Origin of the sequence: Glutamicibacter halophytocola (assembly GCF_001302565.1) — a bacterium.
Classification (GTDB): domain Bacteria; phylum Actinomycetota; class Actinomycetes; order Actinomycetales; family Micrococcaceae; genus Glutamicibacter; species Glutamicibacter halophytocola.
This window is the reverse complement of record NZ_CP012750.1, coordinates 915,676-931,342: the sequence shown is the minus strand read 5'-3', so window position 1 is coordinate 931,342 and position 15,667 is coordinate 915,676. Positions and strand designations below refer to the sequence as shown.

At 60.9% G+C, this 15,667-nt stretch carries 12 protein-coding genes; 6 read left to right on the top strand and 6 right to left on the bottom strand.

From position 1 onward, the window contains the following. Positions 1-22: 22 nt before the first annotated feature. The gene (locus AOZ07_RS04360) at positions 23-982 is read right to left on the bottom strand and encodes a TatD family hydrolase (RefSeq protein WP_060700880.1); all 960 of its coding nucleotides are present in this window, start codon (positions 980-982) and stop codon (positions 23-25) included. 209 nt (positions 983-1,191) lie between these two features. Between AOZ07_RS04360 and AOZ07_RS04355 the strand changes: the two genes are divergently transcribed. The 3 genes from AOZ07_RS04355 to AOZ07_RS04345 are packed head-to-tail and all read left to right on the top strand — an operon-like array spanning position 1,192 to position 5,913. Continuing rightward, entirely contained in the window at positions 1,192-2,154 is a 963-nt protein-coding gene (locus tag AOZ07_RS04355; protein WP_060700879.1) for an AAA family ATPase, read from the top strand. Between the two features lie 10 nt (positions 2,155-2,164). Beyond that, positions 2,165-3,487, top strand: a complete 1,323-nt coding sequence (locus AOZ07_RS04350; protein WP_194943795.1) for a DUF58 domain-containing protein — start codon at positions 2,165-2,167, stop codon at positions 3,485-3,487. Continuing rightward, the gene (locus AOZ07_RS04345) at positions 3,487-5,913 is read left to right on the top strand and encodes a transglutaminase TgpA family protein (protein ID WP_060700877.1); all 2,427 of its coding nucleotides are present in this window, start codon (positions 3,487-3,489) and stop codon (positions 5,911-5,913) included. Before AOZ07_RS04350 ends, AOZ07_RS04345 begins: the two co-directional genes overlap by 1 nt. 72 nt (positions 5,914-5,985) lie before the next feature. Here the strand turns inward: AOZ07_RS04345 and AOZ07_RS04340 are convergent, their stop codons facing one another. Together AOZ07_RS04340 and rsmI are read right to left on the bottom strand one after the other, a co-directional pair. Beyond that, the gene (locus AOZ07_RS04340; RefSeq protein ID WP_060700876.1) at positions 5,986-7,473 is read right to left on the bottom strand and encodes an NAD-dependent succinate-semialdehyde dehydrogenase; all 1,488 of its coding nucleotides are present in this window, start codon (positions 7,471-7,473) and stop codon (positions 5,986-5,988) included. Positions 7,474-7,609: 136 nt separating this feature from the next. After that, positions 7,610-8,470 (bottom strand): 16S rRNA (cytidine(1402)-2'-O)-methyltransferase, encoded by an 861-nt coding sequence (gene rsmI / locus AOZ07_RS04335; protein ID WP_417935206.1) that lies wholly within the window; start codon positions 8,468-8,470, stop codon positions 7,610-7,612. 68 nt (positions 8,471-8,538) lie between these two features. On the opposite strand from rsmI, the gene AOZ07_RS04330 reads away from it, so the two are divergent. Together AOZ07_RS04330 and AOZ07_RS04325 are read left to right on the top strand one after the other, a co-directional pair. After that, entirely contained in the window at positions 8,539-10,149 is a 1,611-nt protein-coding gene (locus AOZ07_RS04330) for a dolichyl-phosphate-mannose--protein mannosyltransferase (protein WP_060700874.1), read from the top strand. A gap of 78 nt (positions 10,150-10,227) precedes the next feature. Continuing rightward, positions 10,228-12,069 carry an AMP-dependent synthetase/ligase gene (locus AOZ07_RS04325; protein ID WP_060700873.1) on the top strand — a complete coding sequence of 614 codons (1,842 nt, stop codon included), beginning with the start codon at positions 10,228-10,230 and terminating at the stop codon, positions 12,067-12,069. A gap of 64 nt (positions 12,070-12,133) precedes the next feature. On the opposite strand, the gene AOZ07_RS04320 is transcribed toward AOZ07_RS04325, so the two are convergent. Together AOZ07_RS04320 and AOZ07_RS04315 are read right to left on the bottom strand one after the other, a co-directional pair. Beyond that, positions 12,134-13,606, bottom strand: coding sequence for a TIGR01906 family membrane protein (locus tag AOZ07_RS04320; protein WP_060700872.1), 1,473 nt, complete (start codon positions 13,604-13,606; stop codon positions 12,134-12,136). A 181-nt stretch (positions 13,607-13,787) separates the two neighbouring features. After that, complete coding sequence (locus AOZ07_RS04315) at positions 13,788-14,183, bottom strand: DUF3499 domain-containing protein (protein ID WP_060700871.1); 396 nt, start codon at positions 14,181-14,183, stop codon at positions 13,788-13,790. A 91-nt stretch (positions 14,184-14,274) separates the two neighbouring features. Here AOZ07_RS04315 and AOZ07_RS04310 point away from each other — a divergent pair, with 91 nt between their 5' ends. Beyond that, positions 14,275-14,736: a metallopeptidase family protein gene (locus AOZ07_RS04310; RefSeq protein WP_060700870.1), complete on the top strand. Its 462-nt coding sequence runs from the start codon at positions 14,275-14,277 to the stop codon at positions 14,734-14,736. On the opposite strand, the gene AOZ07_RS04305 is transcribed toward AOZ07_RS04310, so the two are convergent. Next, positions 14,727-15,659 carry a COX15/CtaA family protein gene (locus tag AOZ07_RS04305; RefSeq protein ID WP_060700869.1) on the bottom strand — a complete coding sequence of 311 codons (933 nt, stop codon included), beginning with the start codon at positions 15,657-15,659 and terminating at the stop codon, positions 14,727-14,729. The genes AOZ07_RS04310 and AOZ07_RS04305 overlap by 10 nt on opposite strands. Positions 15,660-15,667: the final 8 nt, after the last annotated feature.

The following is a 15,667-nucleotide window of genomic DNA, read 5'->3' as shown; positions in this document are numbered from 1 at the left end:
ACGAGAGGCACAGCCTGCGAGTCTAAAATTCTCCGTACACTTCGCGGGTATTCGCATCGATTCGGGCACAGAATTCAGCGAGCTCAACACCTTTGGTTTCCGCCATGAACCTAGTCGTATAGGGAATCATGTAACTGGCATTGGGGCGTCCGCGGAATGGATGAGGGGTCAAGAACGGAGCATCGGTCTCCACCAGCAGCAACTGCGGATCGGCCAGATTCAAGGCAGCTCGCAAATCGTGGGAGTTCTTAAACGTGACCGTTCCCGAGAATGACATGTACCAGCCATTGTCATTGCAGATCTTTGCCAATCGCTCATCCCCGGAGAAGCAATGGAACACGACTTTAGGTGGCAGCTGGGAGCTCTTGAGAATACGCACAACGTCATCATGCGCATCACGATCATGGATCTGGACAGCCTTGCCCAGCCCAGCAGCAATGCGCAGATGTTCGCGGAATGACTGCTCCTGGGCACCCCGGCCGTCTTCACCCGTGCGGAAGTAATCAAGCCCGGTCTCCCCCAGCGCTCGCACGCGAGGGTCTGAAGCCAGCTCTTCAATGCGCTCAAGGGCGCTTTCGAGTTCCCCGGCCTCGGCTAGCCGCGCGGCGTCATTCGGGTGGATAGCCACAGCGGCCAGGATGCTGGCGTATTCATTGGCAACCTGCACCGCATATTCGGAGGACGGCACATCACAGCCCACCTGGATCAGCCCTTTTACTCCGACTGCTTCAGCAGCTGCCAAGGCATCGCGCGCAGAAACATTAACCGTGCCGTCAAGAAAGTCCAAATGGGTATGGTTGTCGACCACCGCGATTGGAAGGGCTTCAGGCGCTTCGGGATAGTGCAAGTTTCGCTTGCTGCCGCCCTGTTCATTGCGAGTCTTGCGCGCGCGGCCTTCTGGCCCTGCAGATTCCTCAGCCTCGCTGGGGCGGTAGGCCTCCGGTACCCGGTTAACGTCGGTGTCCGACTTCTTCTTTGACACGCTGATCCTTTGCACTTAATTACTACAGCCCATTGCTCATTTTATTGTGTCATCACCCGGTACTTTAACCCCAACCGCCCTGCACCCCGGGCCAGATTAGCCTCTGTTGTTGGACAAAAGATGCCCATATGATGGTGAGCAAGAGTCTATTGAATGTCTCAGGATGCGAAGTGTCTCGCGGCTGACCCATTGCGCAGGAGGAACTTCGAATGAGTGCGAACCCGACGATGCCATCGCTGGATTCAACGTTCCAAACGAATTGCCAACGAATTTTCGACGCCGTGCAGAGCGTGATCAACGGAAAACCCGAGGCCATCATCAGCGCGCTCACGGTACTGCTGGCGCAAGGACATTTGTTGCTGGAAGACGTTCCAGGCGTTGGCAAGACCATGCTGGCCAAGTCGCTGGCCAAAAGCGTGAATGGATCTGTGCATCGCATCCAGTTCACCCCGGACCTGCTGCCCAGTGATGTCACCGGCGTTTCCGTATATTCGCCGCAGACTCACGAGTTCACTTTTCACCCCGGCCCGATTTTCGCCAATATCGTCATTGCCGATGAGATCAACCGCGCCAATGCCAAAACGCAATCCGCGTTGCTTGAATGCATGGAGGAATCCCAGGTCACCGTAGATTCCATCACCCACAGCCTGGAACAGCCTTTTATGGTTATTGCCACCCAGAACCCCGTGGATTCTGAAGGAACCTTCGCGCTGCCCGAGGCGCAACGCGATCGCTTCATGGGGCGGATCTCTTTGGGCTATCCGCAACGCGAAGCCGAAATATCCATGATTGCCGGACATCACCATCATGAGCCGCTGGAAACCCTGGCCTCGGTGTTGCAGCTTGCAGACCTGCGGCAAATGATCGAACAGGTCAGCTCCATCACTGTCACCGCAAGATTAAGCTCCTATGTCGTGGATTTGGGCCGAGCATCGCGAAATCATCCACAGGTTGAGCTCGGGGCTTCACCGCGTGCCCTGATCCAATGGGTTCGAGCCGCCAAGGCACATGCCGCCGTTAACGGCCGCGACCACGTGCTCCCGGAAGACGTGCGAAGCGTGGCGCAAATGGTGCTGAACCACCGGCTGATTCTTACTCGACGCGCTATCGCTGATGGGGTGGAAGTCCAGGACCTCATTCAAGAACTGCTCTCCAGCACCCCAGTCAGCTAGTTGGCATCGCATGGAGAAGATACCTCGTTTCGACTCCCGCAATGCTTTGTCGTGGGTTCGTTCAGAAAATTCGACACCTGCAATTCTGCGCCGGTTGCGGCTGGACCTGTTCACCGTGCGCGGATGGTGCGTGCTCGGCGCAGGAATCTTCCTGGTATTCCTCGCCTTCATGTTCGGCCGCCATGAATTGATGGCATTGGGCATCAGCCTCGTTGTGCTGGCCGGCATTAGCTGGGCCCTCGCACTGGGCCTGCGAGGGCGCACGCGAATCCAGCGACAGCTGCTATCCACGGTTCCCAGTGCTGGCGAAGTATGCAAAGTGCAATTGCATTGCCTGGAACCGGCAACCATCCAGGAACAGCTTCCAGAAGGTTTCGGGCGCGGCCCGATGCTCGACACCCCTGGCGAACTGGAATATGAATTGATCTTTGGCAGGCGCGGCATCCATCAGCTGGGCCCGGCACAGCAAATCGTTTCTGACACGTTGGGATTGGTCCGGGGAATGGTCAACACCGGCGACACCCTGGAGGTCCCGGTCCGCGCGGAACTCATGGATCTGCACCGCTTGGCTTCCCTTGGAGAGCAGATGCTCACCGGTGATGCGCGGCATTCGCGCAGCACCACCGCCGATTACTATGACGTTGCCATTCGCGACTACCAGCAAGGTGATTCGATCCGGCAGGTCCATTGGAAGGCCAGCGCCCGGCAAGGCAAGCTCATGGTTCGGCAGGAGAACCATGTCGCCACCGCTCAAGCGCTCCTGATCCTGGACACAAAATTTGAGCATTGGTGCCACAGCGGGGTGGATCTTCGGCTGTCCATCCCCGGCGGGTCGAACGAAGACTTGCCAAGTAGCCGCCGTTTTGAAACGGCCTTGTCGCTGGCCAGCGGCATCGGACTGCGCTATTCGACCGGTGGCTACCAGCTGTCTTTCCGCGATCTCAGTGGAGCGCCGCTGACCAGCCAGCATCGGCAAGCAACATCGGATGCCGCAGCTGACTCAGACTTTGATTCATTCCATGCTGCCACCGCCGAATTGGCCCTCGACGCCAGCGGCCCCGATACCGACGCCTCAGAGCTATTCGGCGACGGATTGCACAAGGAGCTGCTGGGATTCCGGGACGAACCAGTCATCATGATTTTTGGCGAGCTCACCGTTGCCCAGGCTCGATGGCTTGCCACTCTGGCCCGCACGGTACGCCTTGCCGAAGTTTTTATTCTCGTGGCGCATCCGGAAAGGTACGATTCGGTGCAACAAGAGCTCGCCGGCACCGGGTGGAAAGTTCACCTGCTCCCAGGAACCATGGGCGCAGCTGGGATGTGGGGCGGATAATGACCTCCCAGCTAGCCGGCGCCCCATCGCCTCGCGAGACAGAAGAACAAAAGAGCCTCACGCTGGAGCAAGCTCCGCCAGTTGAGAATTTGCTCCCCCGCATCTTGGCTTCATTGTGCCTGGCTTTAGCCGTCTTGGCCGGAATGGCATCGCTCACCGGTGTCGTTGAGGGCACCTCGTGGTTCCCCTACCTCGTCCTGCCGAACATTGCCCTGCACCTGGCTTGCGGGGCGATCCGGAGCGTACGCGTCGTTCGCTGGCTGGCGATCCCGGCCGCAGTCCTCATCGCCGTCGCTGCCATCATGCGCCACGACGTCATGACCGCAAATTCCTATGGATTTCCTGCCTTGCAATGGTTCCGCTCTTCGCTGTCCGAAGCAGGACTCCAATTGGCCACGCAAGTCCCGCCGGTAGCCAGCTCCATCCATGTGGACTTCGGCATTTTGGTCCTGTCACTGGGCGTGAGCCTTGCGGTGGAACTTCTGGCCAGTTTCCGCCGCACTGCCCTGCTGGTGATCATCCCGCTGTCTTTCGCCCCGATTGTTGCTTCGCTGTTCAAGCAGCAAGGTGCCGGGATTGGCTACCTGTCACTTATGGTCCTAGGGATATTGGCGTACGCTGCCCTGGTGCCCCACGCCTTCGCCAAGGCTTCGCCTCGCCCGGGCAGGCGCAAGCTCCTCGAGCCAAAGACCTTGGGAGTCTTTGGCATCACCGCCCTGGCCTGCGTTGGATCGTTGATTGCCGCGAGCCTGTGGATGCCGGGGTTCCGCACCGGCATGTTCCCCGAGGGGCAACGCCCGTCCGGGGACCTGCTGGCCAACAATGTTGACCCGCTGATCAATCTCGGACGGGATCTCCGCTCGAATGGGTCAGATCCGTTCTTGACCTATTACACCAGCGCCTCGAAGGCGCCTTATTTGCGCACCCAGGTCATCATGGAACTGACCAATGAACGCTGGGAACCGACCGAGGACCTGTTCCATACCGACTATTCGGGCGACGTGGCTGTCAACAATAATTTTTCGCTATTATCCAGCTCCGAGGAAATTGTGCAGATGACTTGGCCGAGGGGCAATAGGAATCCGCTATTGCCGTTGCCCGACCGCAGTAATCTGGTCAGTGGTATCCAGGGAGATTGGCAATGGACCCTTGAAACCTCGGTAGCCCGGCTCAGCGGTGATGCGCTTGGCGCGACCGGCGACATTACCGTTGCCTATGCGCCCTTGAATATCACCCCGGAGATGGTTGAGTACCTCGATCAGCGGCGCATTGGCACGAACGATTTCATATCGTCGGACTACACGCAGCTCCCCCAGAACTCGGACAACGCCCTGCAGCCAATGCTCGAACAGGCTTTGGAGGAAGCCTACGACCAGGGAAGCACGCCGAGGACCAATTTGGAAAAGGCTGTGGCCCTCCAGGATTTCTTCCGCTCCGGGAACTTCGTTTACTCCGAGCGCACTCCTTTGCGAGAAGGCTACGACGGTGCCAACGCCGAGGTAGTCAAAGCTTTCCTGAACCGCCGCCAGGGGTATTGCGTGCACTTCGCCTCGGCCATGGCTCTGCTGGCGCGTGAGGCGGGGATCCCTTCGCGAATTGCCGTGGGCTACGCCCCTGGCGTGGCCACCGGCGAAACCATCACGGTTGATAATTCTGATGCTGCAACCTCGCTCGCCAGCTTGCTGGAGCCGGGCACCGAGCTCAAGGGCTATGAGGTCAGCGGGCAGCAGGCACATGCCTGGCCAGAGTTGTATCTTGACGGGCTGGGCTGGGTGCCTTTCGAACCGACTCCGGGCCGAGGCTACACGCCAACCTATGCGCCGGGACCAACCAGTACCGCAGCGCCTCAAGAGAGTACGGCGCCTGAGGTCCCCACGTCGCGCAGCACTCCGCCTCGTTCCGAGTCTCCCGATCCAACGCCTCAGGCGACGACGGGTTCTTCTGCACGTGATGGCAGTACCGCCATCTGGTTGGCGCCCTTGGCTATCTTGTTGGCGGCCGCCGGATTATGCGTTGGTCCTTGGCTCCGGCAACGCACCCGGCAAAAGCGCCTGGACCTGGTCCGTTCCGGCGCCCCTGATGCGGCACAAGCATTGTGGGCCGAACTGCTCAGTGTTGGAATGGATGCTGGAGTTGAAGCAGGCGTCCATGAATCAGTGGGCGACTATCTCGTGCGCCTGGCCGATGACCACCCGCGGCTCGCCAAGCCGCTGCAATTGCTCCAGGCCGCTATTGAGCAGAGCTTCTACGCAGGTCGGCATGTACCTGCAGGTGATGCGCCTGAATTGTTGGACGCATTGCACGAGGTTCAAAGCCAGCTTCGCGGGGAACTGCCCGCAGGACGCCGGATCCTCAGTTTCCTTTTCCCGCGCTCGTTGCGTTCAACGCCAGGAAAAAGAGCCACGGCAGATGGTGCCAAAAAATAGCCTGCAGACAGTTGATGCCCGGCCACTTGGCCGGGCATCAATTATCTGCGACCCATCGTTGGATGCTTAGATCTACTTCTTTGCAGCGTATGGATCGGCGATGCCGATGTACTGCACGGTGGTGTATTCGCCCAAACCTTCAGCGCCGCCTTCGCGGCCCAAACCGGACTGCTTCACGCCGCCGAATGGTGCTGCTGCGTTGGAGATAACGCCGGCGTTGAAGCCAACCAGGCCGAATTCGATCTGCTCCGAAACGCGGAACATGCGGTTGAAGTCCTGCGAGTAGATGTAGGAGGCCAGACCGTACTCGGTGGAGTTGGCCAGCTTGATGGCCTCTTCCTCGGAAGTGAACGTGGTCACCGGAGCAACCGGGCCGAAGATCTCCTGGGTCAGGATCTTCGCGTCGTTGGCTACGTTGGCCAGAACGGTTGGCTGGTAGAAGTAGCCTGGGCCCTCGACCGGTGCGCCACCGGTAACAGCAGTTGCGCCAGCGCTGACTGCGGCCTCGACCAGTGCGTGAACTTCGTCGCGAGCCTTTTCCTCCACCAGTGGTCCCACGGTGGTGCCTTCTTCGGTGCCACGGCCTGGCTTCAGTGCCTTCATCGCTTCGGCGAACTTTGCGGTGAACTCTTCGGCAACATCAGCGTGGACCAGGAAGCGGTTGGCTGCGGTGCAGGCTTCGCCCATGTTGCGCATCTTGGCAGCCATGGCGCCCTCGACTGCGGCATCCAGGTCGGCATCTTCGAAGACGATGAACGGCGCGTTGCCGCCCAGTTCCATCGAGGTGCGCAGCACCTTGTCGGCGGCGTCCTTCATCAGCTGCTTGCCCACTGGGGTCGAACCGGTGAAGGAGACCTTGCGCAGGCGGTCGTCCTGCATCAATGGGCCGGAGATCTTCGAAGCCGAGGCTCCGGAAACAACGTTCAGCACGCCTGCCGGAAGGCCAGCTTCCATCATCGTGGCAGCGAACAGCTGGGAAGTCAGCGGGGTCAGCTTGGCTGGCTTGAGCACCATGGTGCAACCTGCAGCAACTGCTGGGCCGACCTTGCGGGTAGCCATGGCCAATGGGAAGTTCCACGGGGTGATCAGCAGGCATGGGCCCACCGGCTTGTGGTGGACCAGAACCTTGTTCTTGCCCTCGGGGGTGGTCACGTAGCGGCCGTAGTGGCGCACGGTTTCTTCGGAGAACCAGCGCAGGAATTCGGCACCGTAGGTCACTTCGCCGTAGGCCTCGGCCAGTGGCTTGCCCATTTCCAGGCTCATCAGCAGGGCGAAGTCATCCTTGCGCTCGGTGACCAGATCGAAGGCGCGGCGCAGAATCTCAGCCCGTTCGCGTGGTGCGGTCAAGGCCCATTCGGCCTGCACGGCATCCGCTGCATCCAAAGCGGCCATGGCATCTTCGCTCGTGGCGCTGGCAAGGGTCAGCAGCTTTTCTCCGGTGGCTGGATCCAGCACGTCGAAGGTGCCGCCATCCGAGGCATCGCGCCATTCGCCATTGATCAAAAGACCGGTTGGAACCTTTGCAAGCAGTTCTGCTTCGCGCTGGGCAGTGATCGACATACGCGCATCTCCTGAAACTATAAATGAAACTAATCGTCGTTGATGCCTACGCTATTCTCGGCACAAGCGAACTGTAAATCGCCCTGTGCACTATAAAAGCGCAGATTCATTGTGCAATCAGCCTATGCGAATTCCGCTATTTATCCGCTTCGTGACGTTCGGCCAAGACAGCCTCATAAAGATCGCGTTTCTTCACGCCAAATTTTTCGGCAACTTCAGCCACGGCTTGTTTCATTCGAGTGCCCTGTTCCACGAGTGCCGCAACCTTGGGCAGCAACTCATCCACCGTGGCCGGTTCTGCTTCTTCAGCGCCGTGGATCACCACGACGATTTCGCCACGCACGCCATCCTCGGACCACTGCTTCAAGGCACCGAGCGAGTCTCGACGGACTTCCTCAAATTTTTTGGTCAATTCCCGGGCCACGGCTGCCTGGCGGTTTTCGCCAAAGGCTTCGACGGCGCCCTCCAGGAAATCGCCCAGGCGATGCGGCGCTTCGAAGAAGACCATGGTGCGTTCTTCGGCCAGCAACGATTCCAGCCTTTTGCGCCGCTCCCCTGCCTTGCGTGGCAAGAACCCCTCGAAGGTGAAGCGCCCTGTCGGCAGGCCCGAAAGCGAGAGCGCGGTCAACACGGCTGAAGGGCCTGGCACGGCGGTGACGCGAATGCCTGCGCTGAGCGCGGCCGCCACCAGCGGGTAGCCCGGATCCGAAACAGCTGGCATTCCCGCGTCGGAGACGACCAGGATTGTTGCCCCCTGGGCTGCCAAGACGATGACTTCAGAAAGCTTGTGTGCTTCGTTGTGCTCATGAAGGCTCATCACCTTGGCGGTGATCTTGATTCCCAGCGCATGGGCGAGGTGGTGGAAGTTTCTCGTGTCCTCCGCGGCGATGATATCCGCGGTCGCCATCATTTCCCGCAACCGCGGGGAAGCATCGGATAAATTGCCAATTGGGGTAGCGCCGAGGACGATTACGCCCTCATTCTCTGAGATCTGCACATTCTTAAGCCTACGCGAAGTATGAAAAGCCCACATTCCTCCCTTCACGCCGGTAGCATGATCTGGTGATGGGCATCTCGACACCTAACTCCGCGATTATTGGCCACGTCCGTTCAACGCGGCAGGCCTTCACTTTCGAGAGCCTGAAACAGCGGCTCCTGCCCACGGTAGCGCTCAGCGGACCGCTGCTGTGGATCATTCCGCTGGCGGTGACGTTGCTTGCCGGTTTGCTGCGTTTCATCAACCTTGCTCATCCGCACATGTTGATCTTTGACGAAACCTACTACGTCAAAGACGCGTTTTCGCTGCTGCAAAGCGGTTACGAACGCGAATGGGCCGATGACAGCGACGCGCAATTCATCGCCGGGGATCCCCAGCTCACCACGGATTCTTCCTTCGTGGTCCATCCGCCACTGGGCAAATGGCTCATCGGCATTGGAATGCTGCTCTTTGGCGATTTCAACGGCTTCGGCTGGCGTTTCAGCACGGCGCTGTTCGGCACCCTTTCGGTGCTGCTGGTCACCCTCTGCGCCCGGCTGCTCTTCGGATCGCATATCCTGGCTGGCATCGCCGGACTGTTGATGGCCATCGATGGCCATTCCATCGTGATGTCACGCACCGCGCTTCTGGATATCTTCCTCATGTTCTTCGTCCTGGCCGCGTTTTACGCGTTGCTCAAGGACCGGATCCATGGACGGACCCAACTGGCTCGCAAGCTCAGTGTCCCCCGGGGCAACAGGCCCGATGAATTCCTCCTGGGGTACGGGCCGATGCTGTGGTGGCGCCCGTGGCGCCTGGTTGCAGCTGTCATGCTCGGCGGGGCGGTCGGCATCAAGTGGTCAGCGCTGTCCTTTGTGGCTGTTTTCTGCATCATGGCCGTGCTGTGGGACTTCGCCGCGCGCCGCACCGCAGGCATTCATCACTGGCAGCGTGCCGCTTTCACCCGCGACGGCATCTACTCGTTCTTCACGATGATCCCGCTCGCGCTGCTCACCTACCTGTCCACGTGGACCAGTTGGCTGATCACTGCCGGCGGGCGCTACCGGCAATGGGCTGAAGAAAATCCCGGCGACGGCGTCAGCTGGCTGCCCGCTCCGCTGCGCTCGCTCTGGCATTATCATCAGGCTGGCTACGAATTCCACACGGGACTCAGTTCAGAACACGGATGGCAATCCTCGCCATGGACGTGGCCTTTCGCTGGCCGTCCGGTGCTGTTCTACTTCGAAGGCTACGACAAGGGCGTCAACGGCTGCGATCTGAAGCGCTGCACCGAAGTCATCACCGACCTTCCCAACCCGCTGCTGTGGTGGGCCTGCTCGATCAGCATGTTCCTGTTGATCCTGTGGTGGATCGGAGCCCGCGACTGGCGTGCCGGGGCCATTCTTTCCTCGGCCGTGGCCGGTTTCCTGCCATGGCTGATGTACCCGGAACGCACGATGTTCTTCTTCTACACCCTGCCGCTGGTTCCGTTCATGATCCTTTCATTGACGTATATGATTGGCAGGTTCATTCCGCGTGAGCCGAATTCCGGACTCGTATACCGCTCACGCATTATCGTGGTCACCCTGGTTATTGCGTTATTCCTAGTCACATCGGCCTTCTTTTGGTCGATTTGGTCTGGGGAAATGATTGCAGATGAGCTCTGGCGCCTGCACGTGTGGATCCCCAGCTGGGGCTAGGCACCGGGGCAGATCGGCGCTTGATGCCATGAACCAGGCCACGTTGACGATTATCGATTCCCGAAGGGTTCAGCTTCCATGCACGAAGTAACCGTCGAGCTGCTTACTGAATTAGCGCCAGAAGTTAATACGACGAATCTTCTCCTCGACCGCGTCGCCCGCGGTTCGGACCAGCCGTTGTTCAGCGTGCAGCGCGAGGGCTCCTGGCACGATGTGAGCGCCGGAGATTTCCTCGCCGACGTGAAGCGCCTGGCAACCACCTTGATCAATGATGGGCTCCAGCCAGGCGACAAGGTCGCGATCGTCTCGAGAACGCGCTACGAGTGGGCGCTGGCGGAAGAAGCCATCTGGTTTGCCGGCGGCGTCTCGGTTCCCATCTACGAGACCTCCAGCCCTTTTCAGATCGAATGGATCCTCCGCGATTCAGGCGCCCGCGTTGTCTTCGCCGAGGACCACGCGCTGCGGGCCAATGTGCGGCAGGCCGCCGCGCAGCTGGGCGAAGAGATCCTCATCCATATTTTCGAGGGTTCGGACCAGTCCGACAAGGCGCTGATACCTTCAGCAGGATTGCACCGGCTGCTCGTGGAGCCTGGCGAAGTCAACGAGCAGGCCATCGAGTCCCGCCGCTCGTCCATGAAGCTCGAAGACGTAGCCACCATGGTGTACACCTCGGGCACGACCGGCCGCCCCAAGGGCTGCAATATGACCCACGCCAATTTCGCCATGGTCGCCCACAACCTGGCCGGGCACATGCGCGAAGTTCTCGGCGACCAGCGCCGCACCCTGATGTTCCTGCCGCTGGCCCACGTGCTCGCCCGCGCCGTCCAGCAGACCTGCATCCACGGCGGCTCCATCATCGCCCATTCAAGTTCCATTGCTCATCTGGTCCAGGACATGGCAGCCGTCAAGCCCGGCTTCCTGTTGGCCGTTCCACGCGTCTTCGAGAAGATTCGCACCACCGCGCTGGCAACAGCTGAGAGCAGCGGCAAGGCCGGCCTGTTCTTGAAGGCCGAGCAGACTGCCATCGATGTTTCCAAGATCCGCGATGCACGTGCCCGTGGACTCAAGGCACGCCTGCCCCTGGGCCTGCGCGCCCGGCATGCGCTGTTCAACAAGGTGCTCTATCCAAAACTGCGCGGCATTTTTGGCGGCGAATGCGGCTACGCAATTTCGGGGGCCAGCGCGCTCAACCAGGATCTGGCGCACTTCTTCCGGGGCGCCGGCATCCAGCTGGTGGAAGGCTACGGCTTGACCGAGACCACCGCGCCGGCCACGGTGAACCAGGCCTCGCATACCCGCGTAGGCACGGTGGGGCGTCCCATCCCCGGAACCAGCGTCAGGATCGCCGACGATGGCGAGATCCTGGTCAAGGGCATCGGCGTCTTCTCCGGCTACCACAACAATCCCCAGGCTACCGCGGAAGCCTTCGACGCTGGCGGCTATTTCAAGACCGGTGATACCGGCGTCCTGGATGAATCCGGGTACTTGAAGGTCACCGGCCGCAAGAAGGAACTGATTGTCACGGCCGGCGGCAAAAACGTCTCCCCCGGTCCCTTGGAGGAGATGGTTCGTGCCGGGCGCATTGTGGCCCAGTGCGTCCTGGTCGGCGAACAGCGTCCGTTTATTTCAGCCTTGGTGACCCTGGATCATGAGGAACTCGTCCTGTGGGGCAAAGCCAAGGGGCTAGGCGAATTGTCGCTGGCGCAAGCGGCAGTTCATCCCGAAGTCATTGCCGAAATCCAGCAATATGTGGACACGGCGAACCTGACGGTGTCCAAGGCCGAATCGATTCGCAAGTTCGTGGTCCTCGATGCGGAATTCACCGAGGCCTCAGGCCACCTGACCAGCTCGCTGAAACTCAAGCGGCAGAGCGTCCTCGACCAGTTCGAAGACCGGATCCAGGAGTTCTACTCCAAGTAGGAGGCCAATTAAACAGTTCAGGCGCCGCAGATGCGGCGCCTGAACCAGTTTGTTGAGCTGGTGCCTAGTTGCCGATGCCGAAGGCGCGGGCTTCCTGGCGCAGCCGGGAGGACTCGCGGCGGCGCCCTGTCGGCCAGCAGCTGACCAGAACCACGAGAACCGTTGCCAGCACCAGGGCGGCAATGCCAATGGCGCTATCAACCCAGAACTGCTCGGGGTACAGGCGGATGAGGGTGTCCCTGACGCTGAAGGTCCAAGTTCCTTCGGAGAAGAACAGCGCGTGGAACTGGGTGAAGAAGGTTTCCCACCCCATCAGCGCTGCCACAGCGAGCACCGCAATCATTGCCAGGGTCACGATGGCGCCGGAGAACAGGGCCCTGCGCACACCGCCGGCATAGCGCTTGGCGAGGTACCAGACGCCGATGACCAGGATGATTGCCAAGACCACGCCAAGCACGTAGGCGAAGCCAATCAGGTGTTTCACATCGACCATATGCTGCACCTCGCCTTCGGTGAACATGCTCGAACCCGTGGAGAGCTTGAGCCCGGCCAGGTACTCTCGCCCGGCGAAGTTGTTCAGGTAGTCCACGCCGTAGCTGCCGTAGGTCAGGCGTTCGGCATCGGTGAATCCGAAGCTGTCGCTGGGGAATCCGGGGCGTGCGTAGGACAGCGCCAAGAAGGCAGGGGTGGCGATCAGACGGATGGCAGCGATCAGGGTCAGCAGCGGGAAGACCAGTGCTACTATCACCTGCGCGGTGCGGCCCAGGGGCGGCTTGGAGTTCAGGGCGCGTTCACGGGCGACACGGCGCTTGACGGCCGCCTCCGAAGGTTCTGGCTCCGGCTCGTAGCTGCCGAAGACGCGATTGCGGGCCTGTGCCACAGCGGCTTTCGTGGTGGGCAGCGATCCTGTTTTCGGAGCCGCCGAAACCGGCGGTACCTGCTGTGCGGTGTTCGTGGCTGGCTCCTCTGCCTGAGGCTGCACGCTCGTTGCCGGTGCTTCGGGCTGGCTTGCAGTCTTCTTTTCGGCTTCAAGTTCATGGGGAAGCTTGATTGCGCGAATCACGTCTTCAACTGGCTCTTTGGCCTGCGGCTTGGCCGCTGGCTTCGCCGCTGCGGGCTTGGCTGGAGCGGTTTTGGCAGCCACGGTTTTCCCCTCCGCTTTCCCCTCCGCGGGCTTATTCGCCGCGGCAGGAGCTGCTGGCTTGGCTGCGGCTGGCTTCTGCGCCGGCGGGGCCGCGGCTGGCTTGGCAGGCGCTGCTTTCTGGGCTGCAGGCTTGCTGGCTTCGGGCTGCGCAGGAGTCTCGGATTTGCCGGACATCGCCAAGCGAACTGCTTCCTTGCGGGCGGCTTCCCGGGCAACGGTTTCCTTGGCCGCCTCAGCCTGCGCTTGGTTCTTGTGGGCTTCCAAACGCGCTGCCAGCTCCTCGGCCTTTTGGCTCAGGGATGCCTTGGGACTTGGCGCGCCTTCCGGGCCAGCCGATGCGGGCTGGCCCGCATTTCCTTGCCCTCCGGAAGGGTTTTTCGCCGCCTCAGCCATGAGCAGACCTCCTGCAATTCGCGCGATGGTGTGATGTTTTGGGGTAATTGGCAAGCCTCGAAGGGCTCACGCGCCTTCAGCATATCCACCCGAAAGGCTCTTGCGACGGATTACCACACCTAAAACATGTTTCGGCTAAGACACAGGCGCGAAGTGCTGGGAAAAGTTCTTGGAACGGTACTTACTGTTCCTTATCCGGCAAAACGGCCAGGCGCACACGAGAGTCAAAGCGCTGGCCGCGGTTTTCGCGAGCACGCACCGAATCCACCGGGGAAGTTGAGGCGTGCCGCGGCTCGCGGGCCGCCGGCTGCTTGTCGCGCACCGCATTCACCAGCGCATTCAGTTCGTCTTCGGGCTCCAGCACATCCGGCATGGCTCCGCGAATCAGGTTCCAGCCGCTGGGGACGGTCAGGCGATTGGCGTGCCGCGCGCACAGGTCGTAGCAGTGCGGCTCCGGATAGGTCGCGAGCGGACCCAGTACAGCAGTTGAATCCGCGTATACGTAGGTGAGGGTTGCACGAGCTGCTTCACGGCAAGCTGGGCGAGAACAAAGACGAAGACCTTCCACGGTTCCCATTCTACTCGTGCCATTGGCGCTAACCGGGGATCTAGCGGTGTTTACGGGCCGATGCGCGGCCAGAGGCCATCCGGGGCGATAGGCTGGGGTGATGAACTCCAAGGTGCCGAATCAGCCCAGCGGGCCGCGGCGCAATCGCCACGGCCGGGGGCGCCGCGGGCCGTTGCTGCCGATGCATCTTCCTGCCTACCGAGGCAGGCAAGAGCGGTTCGATGACGCAGTGATGGCCAGTGCCCAGCGGCTTTCCGAGCGCTGGCCGCAGAAGATTGAGCTTATCGACTTCTTGATCGAGCCGGTTCCCAGCGACACTCTCATCAACCAGGCCCAGGCCGTTGGTGACCGGATCCCGCTGGCGTCCTCCGTGGCGGCCACCGCCAGCGAGCGAGCAAAAATCATCATTTTCCGCCTGCCCATCGAGCAGATTGCCGACAGCCCTGGAGAGCTGCTGGACCTGGTCCATCAATGCGTGGTGCACGAGGTGTCCCAGCTGTGGGTCAAGCCAATCAACGAGATCGACCCGTCGTATTTCCCCGACGACCCTGATTACGAGTGAGCCGCCGCGGCGGCCGAGCGCTGCGGTGCATGGCTGGCCAGCAGCAGGCGTATCGCGCCAATCCAGACCAGCGCAGAACCGACCAGGTGGCAGACCACCAATAGCTCGGGAAGGTGCGTGAGCGCCTGGACGATGCCGATCAGGCCCTGCCCGGCGAAGACCAGCACATACATTTTCGCCTTGCGGGACACGCTGGCTAGTTGTTGCTGATTCGCCGTGCGCCACATGACCACCACCGTTGCCAGGGCCAGCACCGCCACCAAGGCGTGGAAAACTGTAATGCCCAGCCAGTCAAAGCCCATGCGCGGCACGTCGGCCGAGTCCCCGGCGTGCGGTCCGGAGCCGGTTACTGCGGTGCCTGCGATGACCAATACGGCATTGGCTGCAAGCATGATGGTGCCAAGGGCCTTGAGCTTGCCGGTGCTGGCCGGATGCTCCCCGGTTATCAGGTTCTGCGTCTTGTCCCAGGTGATGGCCGCGGCCGTGAGCAGCAATGTAGCAGCCAGGAAATGCCCTGCCACCATGAAGGGATTGAGCTTCACCCACACCGTGACCCCGCCGATCACGGCGTTGAGCACCACGAGCCAAAACTGCACCCAGGCCCAGCGGGTAATGGCTGGCACCGGTTCGCGCTGCAGGCGAGCGGCAATGATCACCCATCCCACCGCAGCGCAGAGCACCGTGGTGAGCAACCGGTTGGCAAATTCGATGGTCGCATGAATGCCCATCTGCGCCGTGGGCGCCAACGACCCGTCGGTGCAGGCCGGCCAGTCGGGACAGCCCAGGCCCGAACCGGTCACGCGCACGACACCGCCGCCAACGATGATCAAGATGGCGGCAATCATTGCGGTCAGGCTGGCCGCGCGCAAGCTGCGGCGCTCCAGTGAGATTCGGCTGGCAAGCCAGCCGAAGGGGGTAACCATAAAACTAT

Excerpts from the sequence above, each read along its gene's own strand:
- AOZ07_RS04350 (WP_194943795.1), top strand. The coding sequence starts at position 2,165 with ATGGAGAAGATACCTCGTTTCGACTCCCGCAATGCTTTGTCGTGGGTT.
- AOZ07_RS04330 (WP_060700874.1), top strand. The coding sequence starts at position 8,539 with ATGGGCATCTCGACACCTAACTCCGCGATTATTGGCCACGTCCGTTCA.
- AOZ07_RS04345 (WP_060700877.1), top strand. The coding sequence starts at position 3,487 with ATGACCTCCCAGCTAGCCGGCGCCCCATCGCCTCGCGAGACAGAAGAA.
- AOZ07_RS04325 (WP_060700873.1), top strand. The coding sequence starts at position 10,228 with ATGCACGAAGTAACCGTCGAGCTGCTTACTGAATTAGCGCCAGAAGTT.
- AOZ07_RS04340 (WP_060700876.1), bottom strand. The coding sequence starts at position 7,473 with ATGTCGATCACTGCCCAGCGCGAAGCAGAACTGCTTGCAAAGGTTCCA.
- AOZ07_RS04355 (WP_060700879.1), top strand. The coding sequence starts at position 1,192 with ATGAGTGCGAACCCGACGATGCCATCGCTGGATTCAACGTTCCAAACG.
- AOZ07_RS04320 (WP_060700872.1), bottom strand. The coding sequence starts at position 13,606 with ATGGCTGAGGCGGCGAAAAACCCTTCCGGAGGGCAAGGAAATGCGGGC.
- AOZ07_RS04305 (WP_060700869.1), bottom strand. The coding sequence starts at position 15,659 with ATGGTTACCCCCTTCGGCTGGCTTGCCAGCCGAATCTCACTGGAGCGC.
- AOZ07_RS04310 (WP_060700870.1), top strand. The coding sequence starts at position 14,275 with ATGAACTCCAAGGTGCCGAATCAGCCCAGCGGGCCGCGGCGCAATCGC.
- AOZ07_RS04315 (WP_060700871.1), bottom strand. The coding sequence starts at position 14,183 with ATGGGAACCGTGGAAGGTCTTCGTCTTTGTTCTCGCCCAGCTTGCCGT.